The sequence below is a fragment of the Streptomyces klenkii genome, assembly GCF_003626645.1.
In the GTDB taxonomy this organism is placed as follows: domain Bacteria; phylum Actinomycetota; class Actinomycetes; order Streptomycetales; family Streptomycetaceae; genus Streptomyces; species Streptomyces klenkii.
The window spans coordinates 325,099-337,718 of record NZ_RBAM01000009.1 but is presented as its reverse complement, the minus strand read 5'-3'; the positions used below and the strand labels follow the sequence as shown (position 1 = coordinate 337,718).

Genomic DNA, 12,620 nt, shown 5'->3' with positions numbered 1-12,620 from the left:
CGGCGACGGCCGCGGGAAGTCCTCGGTCGCCGCGCGGGGCCGGTGCGTGTCCGGCGTGCCCTGCGGCGTAACTGGACGGTATGACGGGGGCGTTGGGTGGTGCACTACGGGATCACGCAGTCAGCTTCTCCTGCGGGCGGGCCGGGGAGAGGGCCGCGGGGAGGGTGGCACCGAGGGCGGGGGCGAGCTGGGCGCGGCGCCGGATGGAGAGTTTGCGGTAGACGCGGGTGAGGTGCTGTTCGACGGCGCGGCAGGAGACGCCCAGGCGCGCGGCGATGTCGTTGTTGGTGTGCCCGGCGAGGACGAGGTGGGTGATGCGCCGCTCGTGCGGGGTGAGGGCGGCCGCGGCGGGCGGCGGGGTGTGCGCGGCGGCGCCGGTGAAGCCGGGGCGGCCGTAGGCGATGTTCCAGTTGCGGATCCTGGACTGGGCCACGAGGGATTCGCGGACCAGGGGGTCGGGGCGCAGGGCGCGGTGGAGGGCGATCTCGTCGGGGGCGTCGACGAGGAGGATCTCGCCTCCTTCGCCGTCCCAGGGGCCGCCGCCGATGAGGGTGCCGCGGGCGGAGAGGGTGTGCAGGAAGGTCTCGTGCGCGGCCCAGAGGCGGCTGAAGCGGTGGTCCAGGGTCCTGAAGGTGCGCTCGACGACGTACGTCATGGTGGGCTCCTCGGGTGGTGCGGTGGCGTCCGGGCCGGGGTGGGCGGGTCCGGCCGGCTGCGCGGCATGGGCGGGTGAACGCGCGGGCGTCCGGTGACGGCGAAGGGGGCGGGATGGCGGGGCACGCGGTGCCCGCCGGGGCGGTGCGTGCTTCCCGAGTCCCGCCCCCTGGGGGCGAGGCCGCCGGGGAGGGGGCGGCCGTCGGTGTGGTGCCGGCGGGTTACTGGGCGCCCGCGGCCGGGGCCGGGGCCGTGCCCACCGGGGCTGCCGGCGCGGGGTCCGCGGCCGGCGCAGGGGCAGGGGCGGGGGCCGGCTTGCGGCGCAGCAGGGCGGTGGCGGCGAGGACGGCCGCGGTGCCCAGGAGAACGGTCCAGCCGAGGGGTTCGTCGAGGAAGACGGCGCCCAGGACGACGGAGACGACGGTCATGAGGTAGATGACGGTGGCGGCCGCGGCGGCGCCGTCCTTGGTGATGATGATGGTGTTGAGCAGGACGGCGAAGCCGGTGCAGACGATGCCGAGGATGATCAGGGCGATGACGGAGTCGGTGCGCCACTCGACCGGTTCGAGGCCGATGAAGGGCACGGCGACCAGCGTCATGAGGGCGGCGATGGCGAGCTGGCCGCCGGCCAGCATGAAGACGGGGATGCCGCGGCCGGCCAGGAAGCGTCCGACGTAGGCGAAGCTGCTGCCGAAGCTGACCGCGCCGAGCACGAAGCAGACGATGCTGCCGGTCGAGGCGTGCGTGCCGTCGCTCCAGGGGGCGGCGACGAGGACGACGCCGAGCAGGCCGATGAGCATGCCCCAGACGCGGGCGGCGCCCAGGCGCTTCTCGGAGCCGAGGAGGACGGCGGCGCCGAGGGTCCACACGGGGCCGGTGCCGCTGACGATGCCGGCGATGTTGCTGGAGCCGGTGCGCTCGCCTTCGGCGAACAGCAGCCAGGGGACGGCGTTGCCGAGGAAGGCGGCCACGGCCATGTGGCCGAGGACCTTCTTGTCTCGCGGGAGCTTCTGGCCCTTGGCGGCGCCGATGGTCAGCAGGACGGCGGCGCCCAGGACGAGGCGGACGAAGACCATCTCCACGGGGGAGAAGGCGTATCCGGAGATTTTGATCCACAGGAAGACGGAGCCCCACAGCAGGCTCAGGGCGGTAAGCCGCAGGACGGCACCCTTCGACATGATTCTCCTCGGCGTCGCGGTGCCCCGGGGGTCGGCCGGCCCAAGGGCGGCTTTTCGGGGCGTTTCGGTCTCATGGAGGCGAGGTCGTACCGGGCGCAACTGCACGGGGGAACGGGGGCGTTGCGGCGCCGGTACGGGCCTGGCCGGGCGGAGTCCCGGGGCTGGTGCGGCGGCCGGGCTCTTGGGTAGAGCCTCACACCGCCGCCCCCGCGGCGTCCATCGAGGGATTCTTCCGATGACCGTGAAGGCGGGCTTACGGTTCGCCGCCGTCCTGCGCGCGGGCCGTCGCGGCCGCCTGCGCCAAGGCGTCGACGACGGCCGCGACCTGGGGCAGGCTCCCGTCGCCCGCGCGCACGGCGGCGAAGACCTGGCGGCAGGGCGCGTCGTCGAAGGTCTTGACGACGACGCCGGAGCGGGCCGCGGAGCGGGCCAGGCGCGGCACGAGGCTGATGCCCATGCCGTGCCGGACCGCCGCGAACGTGGCCTCCCAGTCGCCGATGGCGTGCGTGGCGCGCGGGGTGAACCCGGCGGCGGCGCAGGCGGCCAGGGGGATCTCCTGGCACATGCCGGCGGTGGCGAAGATCCACGCCTCGTCCGCGAGGTCGGCGAGCGTCAGCGAGGCCGCCTCCTCCAGCCGGTGGCCCAGGGGCAGGGCGACGTCGAAGACCTCCTGCATGAGGGGGAACTTCTCGAACCGCGGGTCGCTGACGGGCGCGACCGGGGACTCGACGGCGATGACGACGTCGGTGCGCCCGTCGGCGAGCATCTCGAAGCTGACCGGCGGGTCGACCTCGGCGAGGGTCGTGCGCAGCTGGGGCCGGCTCTCCTTGAGGAGGGCGGCGGCGGGCAGGATCAGCGGGGTGAGGGTGGTGGCGAAGCCGGCCACCGAGACGTCGCCGGTCTCCCCTTCGCGCCAGGCGGCGACCGCCTCGTGGAGCCGGTCGGTCCAGGTGAAGATCTCCTCGGCGTGGCGCAGCACGATGCGGGCGGCGCCGGTCAGGCGCAGCCGGCGGCCGGCCGGTTCGGTCAGGCGCACGCCCAGCTCCTTGGAGAGGGCGGCCAGTTGCTGGGACACGGCGGAGGGCGTCAGGTGCAGGGCGGCCGCGGCGGCGCTGACCGTCTTGCGGCGGTCGAGCTCCGCCAGGACTCTGAGGCGGCGCAGGTCCACGTCGGGGTGGCGCGGCGCGGGGGCCGCGCCGGGGCTGGGTGTGGTCATGCTGCGGGCAACGTCAGCGCAGGCGCTGCTGTTCCGGGTCGATGACCGTACGGGCGAGGGTTTCGAGGGCGTCGAGGTCGCGGGCGTTGCGCTCGGGGGTGCGGGGCTCGCCGGGGAACGTCGGGTCGAGGACGACGGCGGGGGCGCCCAGGGCGTCCAGGAGGGCCAGGTCCTGGCGGATCTCGTCCAGGCTGCCCTCGCCGAGCAGGCGGCCGTGGCCCAGCGGGCGTGCGGTGACGCGGAGTTTGATGCGGGGCACGAGCGCGGGCACGGGCAGGTCCAGCTCCTTGGCCGTGCGTTCCAGGGCGGGCAGGCCGTAGCCCGTCAGCCACTGGGCGGTGACGGAGGTGGGGTGCCAGGCGTCGCCGAAGCGGACGGCGCGGCGCAGGGCGCCGGGGCTGTGCCCGCCGACCCACACCGGCGGGCCGGGGCGCTGCACGGGGGCCGGGCCGGTGTGCAGGTGGTCGAAGGACACGAACTCGCCGTGGTGGCTGACCACGTCGTTCGCCCAGCAGGCCTTGATGACGGCGAGGTACTCGTTGCTGCGGGCACCACGGCGGGCGTAGGGGACGCCGAGCGCGGCGAACTCGGCCGGGGCCCAGCCCGCGGCCGCGCCGAGGACGAAGCGCCCGCCGCTGAGCCGGTCGACGGCCGCGGCCATGCGGGCGGTCAGGACGGGGTGGCGGTAGGGCAGGATCGTGACGGTGGTGCCGAGCCCGATCGTGCGGGTGACGCCGGCCAGGTAGGACAGCACGGTGAAGGGGTCGTAGAAGGGCGCGGCGAACAGGCGATGGACCTCGGGGGTGGGGGCGACGTGGTCGGACACCAGGAGGTGGTGGTAGCCGAGCGCTTCGAGCCGGCCGGCCCACTCCCCCAGGGTCTCGGGGGTGGCGCCGGGGCCGTAGTTGGGGACGTTGACGCCGAACTTCACGGGGTCCTCCGGTGGTTGGTGGCCGGGACGGGGGCCGGGTGACGGGTGACGGGTTGCTGATGCGGATTACGGGTTACGGGTCCGGTGACCGGTTACGGGGCCGGACGGCTGATGACGGGCCGGGTGGCGGCACCGCCGGGCACCCGGGCGGAGGTTGCGCGCCATGGCGGCGGGCGCCGCGGCCGGCGCCGGCCAGGTGGACGGCCAGCGCGACCACGGCGCAGCCGGACGCGGCCAGTGGCAGGTCGTGCGGGGCGAGGCCCGCCGCGAGGGCCGCGCCGCCGAGCGCGGCGCCGGCCGATCCGCCGAGGTAGGTGGCCGAGCTGTTGAGGGCGAGGGCCGCGGCCCCGCGGGCGGGCCCGGCCGCGAGCAGGCGGTGCTGCTGGGGGACGACGAAGGCCCAGCCGGCCGCGCCCCACACGGCCAGCAGCGGCCACAGCCACCACGGGCCGCGGGCGAGCCCGATCGCCGCCAGGGCGAGGGCCAGGGCCGACAGCAGCAGCCCGGTGAGCAGGCCGGGGCGGGGCACGCGGTCCAGCAGGGGGCCGACAGCGAAGCTCCCCAGCACGCCGCCCAGTCCCCACACCCACAGTCCGGCGCCGCCGGGCCCCGCGCCCGCCGCGTCCAGCACCGGCAGCAGGTACGTGTAGAGGCCCAGGCTCGCGACGGTCTGGCAGAAGGTGGTCAGGACGGCGACGCTCGTCCGCCGGTCCTTCAGCTGGGCTGCGCGCTCGGCGAGCGAGGGCAGGGGCGCACTGTCCATGGGCGGCAGCAGGAGCGACGCGCCCAGGTGGGCGGCGGCGCCGATGCCGGTCACCAGCCACAGCGCGGAGCGCCACCCGGTGTGGCCGGCGAGCAGCAGGCCGACGGGGACGCCGAGGACGGTGCCGCAGCTGAGCCCGCCCAGCACCACGGCCAGGGCCCGGCCCCGGCGTTCGGGCCCGGCGAGGAGGGACGCGGCCGCGGCGGCGGTGGGCATGAAGACGCCGGCCGCGGCACCCGCCACCACGCGCGTGCCCGCCAGGCTCACCGCGTCCGGGGCGGCGGCGCCGGCGGCGTTGGCGAGGGTGAACGCGGCCAGGGAGACGAGCAGGACCCGGCGCACGCCCAGGCGGCCCAGCGCGGCCTGCGCGAGCGGGCCGAGGAGCGCGTAGGAGACGGCGAAGACGGTCACCAGCTGGCCGGCGGCCGCGGTGGAGCCGCGGAACTCGCCGGAGATCTGCGGCAGCAGCCCGGCCGTCATGTAGGCGTCGGTGCCCACCGCCAGGGCTCCCAGCGCCAGCAGGATCACGCGCAGCACGTCGGCGTCCTTTCCCTCCGGTCCGGGCCGCCCTCTTCCGGGGCGGCCGGGACCAGCGTGGCTCACCGCCCGTCGGGGCGGGCCGGTGCGCGGCGCGGAGGGTTCGGGTTCCCACATCACCGTCGCGCCGGGCCCGGGGCGCGGGCGCCGGAGCGGCCTAGTGTCGGCACCCGGACACCCGCTCTGTTCACCGCAGTTGACGGTTCACCCGGGTGAACCCCGCACCGCTGCTGCCGCTGTTGCACGACGGAAGGATGTGCCATGCAGGACCGTGACGTCATCGATTCGTGGTTCCCCGCCGACCTGCGCTCCTGCGAGGTCTGGGAGGAGCACTTCGCCCCGCGCAGGCTCCCGCCGGACGCCCACGTGACGCGTTTCGCCCCCAGCCCGACGGGCTCCGTGCACCTGGGCGGCCTGTACGTGGCGCTGCTCGCGCAGGAGGCGGCTCGGCGCAGCGGCGGCACGTACGTCGTGCGCATCGAGGACACCGACAAGCGCCGGGAAGTCGCGGGCGCCGCGGAGGAGTTCGCGCGGGTCTTCGGCTACTTCGGCCTCGACCCCGACGAGGGCTCCGGCCGGGCGGGCGCGTGGGGCCCGTACGTGCAGTCGGACCGGGAGGGCATCTACCTCAGCTACGTGCGCGAGCTGGTGCGCACGGGGCAGGCCTATCCGTGCTTCTGCTCGCCGGAGGTGCTGGCGGAGAACGCGGCCGGGCAGCAGCAGTCGCGGTCGCCGCTCGGCTACTACGGCAAGTGGGCGCGCTGCCGGGGGCTGAGCGTGGAGCGGGCGCAGGAGCGCATCGCCGCGGGCGAGGAGTTCACCGTCCGCTTCCGCTGCCCGGTGGGGCTGCCGGGCCGGGTGCGCTTCCGCGACCGGGTGCGCGGCGCCCTGACGATGCTCGACAACGGCAACGACGTGGTGATCCTCAAGTCGGCGGAGCAGGGCCGGCGGCTGCCCACGTACCACTTCGCGCACGTCGTCGACGACCACCTGATGCGGGTGACCCTGGTGATCCGCGGCGAGGAGTGGATCTCCTCGCTGCCGGTACACCACCAGTTGCACCGCGCCCTGGGCTTCATGCCTCCCCAGTACGCCCACATCGCCCCGCTGATGAAGGTCGAGGGCTCCAGCAGGCGCAAGCTCAGCAAGCGCAAGGACCCGGAGTCCGCGGCCGCGTTCTACCTGACCGCCGGCTACCCGGCGCAGGCGGTGCGGCACTACCTGCGCGGCCTGGCCAACAGCCGGCTGGCCGACTTGCCGGCGGACCGCGCCCTGGCCGAGCCCGTGCGCCTGGAGGAGGCGGGGACGGCCGGACCCATGGTGGACCTGGGCAAGCTGCGCTCGGTCAGCCGCGACTACATCGCCTCCCTCTCCCCGGACGAGGCCCTCCGGGCCCTGTCCGCCTGGGCCGGGGGGAACGACCCCGGGCTCGCGCGCGTCCTGCGGGCCCGCCCGGACCTGGCCGTGCAGGCCCTGGAGATCGGCCGGAGCGGTACGGGGACGCCGCGCAAGGACCTGGCCTGCTGGAGCGAGTTCCGCCGCGCGTACGGCTTCTTCTTCCCCGAGCTCCACACGCCGGTGGGCGCGCTGGGCGACGCCCGCCTGGGGCTGCCGGCCCGGCAGGTCGCCGAGCTGGTCACCGACCTCGCCGGCAGCTACCGGCACGCCGGGCCCGCCGAGGACTGGTACGCGCAGTGGCGCGACCTGGCTCAGCGGCACGGTTTCGCGCCGGACGTGCGGACGTACCGGGCGGATCCGCAGGCGTACCACGGGTCGGTGCGCGAGGTGGTCAACGTCCTGCGGGTGTGCGTGACGGGCACGGACCGCAGCCCCGACCTCTTCCAGGTCACCCGTGCCCTGGGCGAGGCGGAACTCCTGGGCCGGCTGCGCCCGCTGGCGGACGCGGCGGCTGCCGAGCACGCGATCGCGTAGCAGAGGGCGGAGGGCGGCGCGCGGGCAGCGTCCGGCGCCGGGCGAGCCGGAGATCCGGTCCGCCCGGCGCCGGCCGCTGCCGTCCGCCGGAAGCGTCTCAGCCGGCGGCCGCGAGCTCGCCGGCCCGGGGCAGGTCGCCCTGGATGGCGACGGCCAGCTGCGCACGGCGGCTGATGGACAGCTTCCGGTAGATCCGGGTGATGTGCTGTTCCACGGCACGGGGCGAGACGGCGAACTGCTCGGCGATCTGCCGGTTCGTCAGCCCGGTGAGCATCATGCGGGCGACGCGCCACTCGTGCGCGCTGAGCTGCGCGTCCGCACGGCGCCCCGGGTCCGCCGCGGGTTCCGGCCGCCCGGGCACGGCGCTCTGAGGCTGCTCGCCGGCTTCGACGAGGGCTTCCAGTGCCTTGATGCGCGTCTCCAGGACGAGGTGCTCCTGGACGTACGGGTCCTCTCCCAGCACCTGCTGGAGCTCGCCGCGGGTGGCGGCCTTGACGACGAGGATCTCGCCGCAGCCCTCCCGCCAGGAGCCGCCGTGCAGCAGGACGCCCAGGCGGGACATCCTGCGCCAGTAGGTGCGGTGTGCCGGAAGCGTCCGCCGCAAGCGGTCGTCGTCCCGGAACTCCCTGTCGACCAAGTACCTCACCATCGCTGCCCCCGCCTGTCGTCCGTCGTGAAGCCTGTAGTGAACTGGCGAATAAATTTATATTGGCATGCAATCTTGAACTCAAGCCCAACTTTTCGGAAGGACCGCACCTCCAACCGGCGCCGGCCGGGCACCGCAGAACCCGACCAACCGGGATGCAGCGGACGGGACATGGCGCAGTTTCGGCCAGTCCAAGGAGGGACCTACAGGCCAACATTGATCTCCAGTGCATCTTTGGACCACAATCGCCCACGCCAGTGGGGCCGTCGCTTCCTCGTCTCGCAGCCCCGCCGCTCCGCACACGTTCGGCAATGACCTTCAGCACGTGACCGAAGTGGGGTTTCACATGGACGCCTTGGCTCCCGAACGCGCCGTCGCCGTAGTGGGAATGGGATGCCGGTTCCCGCAGGCCACCGGGACCGGCGAGTTCTGGCACAACCTCCTCGCCGGGCGGGACTGCATCACGGCCGTCCCCCGCGAGCGATTCGACATCGACCCGTACCACGCCGACACGCCCGGCACCCCGGGCAAGACCGTCTCCCGCCACGGCGGCTTCCTCGGCGACCCGTTCTCCTTCGACGCCGCCTTCTTCGGCATCTCCCCCGCCGAGGCCGCCGGCCTCGACCCGCAGCACCGGCTGCTGCTGCCCGTGGTCTGGGAGGCCCTGGAGGCCGCCGGCATCACGCCCTCCTCGCTGGCCGGCAGCAGGAGCGGCGTCTTCATCGGGCAGGCCACCGCCGACTACGCCGACGGCGGCCGGCACACCCTGGGCGACGTCACCGGAAGCCACCTGCGGGCCATGGCGGCGGGCCGCATCTCGTACGCCCTCGACCTGCGCGGCCCCAGCATGACCCTCGACACGGCCTGCTCCTCGTCCCTGGTCGCCGTGCACTCCGCGCGCCAGAGCCTGCTCAGCGGCGAGACCGGGCTGGCGATCGCGGGCGGCGTGAACGTCATCCTCTCCCCGCAGGACGCCATCGCCTACTCCCAGGCCGCGATGCTCTCCCCCGGCGGCCGCTGCCGGTTCGGCGACGCGGGCGCCGACGGGTTCGTCCGCAGCGAAGGGGCCGGCGTCGTCATCCTCAAGCTCCTCGCGGACGCGCTGCGCGACGGCGACCCCGTGCTCGCGCTGCTGGCCGGCAGCGCCGTCACCAACGACGGGCGCGGCAGCGGGCTGCTCCTCAAGCCCGCCGTGTCCGGGCAGGTCGACATGCTCACCGCCGCGTGCGCGAGCGCGGGTATACGCCCCGCCGACCTCGCCTACATCGAGGCCCACGGCACCGGCACGCCCGTCGGCGACACGGTCGAACTGCGCGCCCTGGCCCAGGCCTTGGAGGATCTGCCCGCGGGCCGCCGCACCCGTACGGGCTCGGTCAAGAGCAACATCGGCCACACCGAGGCCGCGGCCGGCATCGCCGGGCTGATCAAGACGATCCTCGTCGCCCGGCACGGCGTCGTGCCCGCCTCGCTGCACCAGCACACGCCCCACCCCTTGCTCACCCGCCCGGGCTTCCCCGTCGAGGTCGTCACCCGCAACGAGCCCCTGGAGCGGGCGGAGGACGGCGTCGCGGCGCCGGGCGGGCGCACCCTGCTCGGGGTGAGCTCCTTCGGGCTGTCCGGCACCAACGCCCATGTCGTCGTCGCCCGGTACGACGCCCCCGCGGCCGTACCCGAGGCGTCCTCCGCGGTGTTCCCGCCGCGGACCGCGGCCCCCTCCGCGCGCCCGGCGGCCGTCCGGAGCGCGGAGACGCCCGCCGTGCGGCCGGTCCACCTGCTCGTCCTCAGCGCCCGTTCCCGGTCCTCGCTCATCCGGCTGGCCACCGCCTACGCCGATCACCTCGGCCCCGGCGGCGCGGGCCACGACCTGCCGCTGCGCGACATATGCGCCACCGCGGCCCTGCGCCGCGACGCCCACCCCTACCGGCTGTGGGCCACCGGCGCCGACCACGACGGGCTCGCCCGCACCCTGCGCGACCTGGCCGCCGGCACCGGCACGCCGCACGGCGCCCCGGGCCCGGGCGTCTTCGGGCCCCCGCGCCGCACCGTGCTCGTCTTCCCCGGTCAGGGCTCGCAGTGGGCGGGCATGGGCCGGTCCCTGCGGGCCTCCTCCCCCGCCTTCGCCCGCGCCCTGCGCGCCTGCGACGAGGCCGTACGGCACGAGGCGGGCTGGTCGCTCGCCGCGCTCCTCGACGCCCCGGAGGAGGACTTCCCCACCGAGGTGGACAAGGTCCAGCCCCTCCTGTGGGCCGTCGAAGTGGCGCTCGCCGCGCACTGGCACGACATGGGCCTGGCCGCCGACGTCTGCACGGGCCACAGCATGGGCGAGGTCGCCGCGGCCGTCGTCTCCGGCGCCCTCACCACCGCGCAAGGCGCCGCCGTCATCTGCCGCCGCAGCCGCCTCATGCGCACCGTGGCCGGGCAGGGCGGCCTGCTCGCGGCCGAACTGGCGGGGCCCCAGGCGCAGGAGACCGCCCGGCTGGACGGGCCGGGCGTGTGCGTGGCGGCGGAGAACGCGCCCACCACCACCGTCCTCGCGGGCGACCTGGCCGCCCTCCACCGCGTCAAGTGCCGCCTGGACGCGGCCGGGGTCTTCAGCCGCTTCGTCAAAGCCGACGTCGCCTCCCACTCCCCCCTCATGGACGGGCTCACCGGCCCGCTCCGCGAGCAGCTGGCGGACTTGGCCCCGTCGGCCGCCGGCATCCCCCTGCACTCCACCGTCCGCAGCGCACCCGTCGACGGCCGCGAGCTGGACGGCTCCTACTGGGCGGCCAACCTGCGCGAACCCGTGCGCTTCCACGACGCCGTCCAGACCCTGGCCAAGGCGGGCGACTCCGTCTTCGTCGAGGTCAGCCCGCACCCCATCCTCCAGGCCGCGATGGAGGAGACCCTCGCCGAGACCGGTGCCGACGGCGCCGTCGTCGCCTCCTCCCACCGCGGCCGGGACGAGGACGCCGAACTGGCCGCGGCGCTCGGCCGGGTCTTCGCGGCGGGCGGGCACGTCGACTGGGAGCGCTGGTTCGGCGGCCCGGCCCGGCACGTGCCGCTGCCCGCCTACCCCTGGGACGAGCAGCACCTGCGCCGGCCGGACGCCCCGGAGCCCGGTCCCCGGCCGGCCGGGGACATCACCGCCGACTTCCCCCAGGACCCCGGCACACCCGCCGTCTCCCTGCGCGGCCTGGCCCCCGTCCCTCCGGTCGTGCACCTGCGCGCCCTGCACGAGGCCGCGGCAGCGGCGGCGCAGGGCCGCGCGGCCTTCGTCATCAAGGACGCGCGCCCGGCCGCCGGGGCCGCCGCCGTCACCACCGCCGGCGGGCCGACCCTGCGCGCCCGCCTGGGCAGCGCTCTGGACGGAGCCCGCCCGGCCCTGGTCGAAGCCCTGCCGGGAGGAGCGCGCGGCGCCACGGCCGCCCTGACGTGCCTGACCGCGACGGTGCACGCCGCGGACGGGGCGGACGGCCCCGCACCCGACCTCCAAGGCGCCGTCGCCGCGGCCCTGTCGCGCTGTCACGACTACCAGCCGCCCGGGAAGTTCCTCTCCGGCTTGGAGCGGCGCGGCTACGGCGTCCCCGACGCGTACGGGGCGGCCGTGCAGCACGTGTGGCGGCGCGAGGGGGAGGCCGTGGCGTTCGTGGCCCCGCCCGGCGGCCTCGGGCAGGCCGCCTGGGAGGCGTGCCTGCTGCCACTGCTGGCCGCCGCGCCCGCCGGCCCGTCCGCGCGGCACGCCTACCACCCCGTCTCCTTCGGGCAGGTGCGCTTCGATGACGAACTGAGCCCGCACGCCTGGGTGATGGCCTCCTTCGCCCCGGCCCGGACAGGCGCCCGGGCCCACGCCGACCTGACCGTCGTCGGGGCGCACGGCCGGCGGCTGGCCGAATTCCGCGGCATCGTTCTCGAACGCCTTTCCGAGTCGCCGGCAACAGGATCACGGACCGGTTCGGCGCTGCGCCTGCCCGAATTCGCGGCCCACCTCGTGGAAGGCGCGGTGCACGCTCCCAGAACGCTGACTACCGCGCTGCGCGGAGCCCTGGCCCCGGCCCGTGGCCGCGCATTCGCGAATTCCCCCGCAATTCCCGCGCCCCTCCCGGCAAATGCCGCGTCCGGCCGCGATCCGGAACCCGGATCCGGCCATGAAGCGGAAGAGGCCGCCCGGAAGCCGGCGGAAGCGGGCCCGGAGGGCGGCCGGGCGGCGGCGGGGGAAGCGGCCGGGGCAACGGCGCTCGTCCGCGGCGCGGCCCGCCTGCTGGCCATGGCCCCCGACGGCATCGACCCCCGCCGTCCCCTGCGCGATTATGGCCTGGATTCACTCATGGCCGCCCGGCTGCGGCAGCAACTGCTCGCCGAGCACGGCCTGGTGGTGTCCGTCACCCGGCTGCTCGGCGAGGAGAGCGCCGAGCGCCTGGCCCGTGATCTGCAAGGAGCCGGCATCTCGTAACCGGAAGACGGGCGGCCTTTGTCGGCCCGGGATACGGCGGGGATACGGCACGGATAGGGCACGGATAGGGCGGGGATACGGCGCGCGGTGCCGTATCCCCGCATCCGCATCACGACTCCTCCACAGTTCATGAACTTCCAACCATTCATGGATCGTGGTACAAGTAGATCGCCAGACGGGGGCGGGGTCTTCATGCCGGGGACGCACGTACCGCGTCGGCGAGGCGACGGCATGATCATCCATTCGCGGCGGGGCGGATTCGTCAATGCGACCCGGGCAGCTGGCATGCGAGGCCGCAAGCCGGAGAAGCGATGAACCAGCAGGAGCAGCC

Annotated in this window: 8 protein-coding genes; 2 read left to right on the top strand and 6 right to left on the bottom strand. The window is 75.3% G+C overall.

Translation table 11 applies throughout. The features are described 5' to 3' along the window. Window positions 1-112: 112 nt before the first annotated feature. The 5 genes from D7231_RS23265 to D7231_RS23245 form a co-directional block, all read right to left on the bottom strand. The gene (locus D7231_RS23265; protein ID WP_194959784.1) at window positions 113-655 is read right to left on the bottom strand and encodes a helix-turn-helix transcriptional regulator; all 543 of its coding nucleotides are present in this window, start codon (window positions 653-655) and stop codon (window positions 113-115) included. 220 nt (window positions 656-875) lie between these two features. Continuing rightward, entirely contained in the window at window positions 876-1,832 is a 957-nt protein-coding gene (locus tag D7231_RS23260) for a DMT family transporter (RefSeq protein WP_120757442.1), read from the bottom strand. Between the two features lie 253 nt (window positions 1,833-2,085). Beyond that, complete coding sequence (locus tag D7231_RS23255; RefSeq protein ID WP_120757441.1) at window positions 2,086-3,048, bottom strand: LysR family transcriptional regulator; 963 nt, start codon at window positions 3,046-3,048, stop codon at window positions 2,086-2,088. A 13-nt stretch (window positions 3,049-3,061) separates the two neighbouring features. Continuing rightward, complete coding sequence (locus tag D7231_RS23250) at window positions 3,062-3,979, bottom strand: TIGR03619 family F420-dependent LLM class oxidoreductase (protein WP_120757440.1); 918 nt, start codon at window positions 3,977-3,979, stop codon at window positions 3,062-3,064. 73 nt (window positions 3,980-4,052) lie between these two features. After that, on the bottom strand, window positions 4,053-5,279 hold the full coding sequence (locus D7231_RS23245) for an MFS transporter (protein WP_241999868.1): 1,227 nt from the start codon (window positions 5,277-5,279) through the stop codon (window positions 4,053-4,055). Window positions 5,280-5,540: 261 nt separating this feature from the next. On the opposite strand from D7231_RS23245, the gene D7231_RS23240 reads away from it, so the two are divergent. Then, a complete protein-coding gene (locus tag D7231_RS23240; RefSeq protein ID WP_120757438.1) occupies window positions 5,541-7,211 on the top strand; it encodes a glutamate--tRNA ligase in 1,671 nt (556 codons plus the stop codon). 97 nt (window positions 7,212-7,308) lie between these two features. Here D7231_RS23240 and D7231_RS23235 read toward each other — a convergent pair whose 3' ends face one another. After that, window positions 7,309-7,848 (bottom strand): LuxR C-terminal-related transcriptional regulator, encoded by a 540-nt coding sequence (locus D7231_RS23235; protein ID WP_228774146.1) that lies wholly within the window; start codon window positions 7,846-7,848, stop codon window positions 7,309-7,311. Between the two features lie 355 nt (window positions 7,849-8,203). On the opposite strand from D7231_RS23235, the gene D7231_RS23230 reads away from it, so the two are divergent. Continuing rightward, a complete protein-coding gene (locus D7231_RS23230) occupies window positions 8,204-12,289 on the top strand; it encodes a type I polyketide synthase (RefSeq protein WP_120757437.1) in 4,086 nt (1,361 codons plus the stop codon). The last annotated feature ends 331 nt before the right edge of the window (window positions 12,290-12,620 follow it).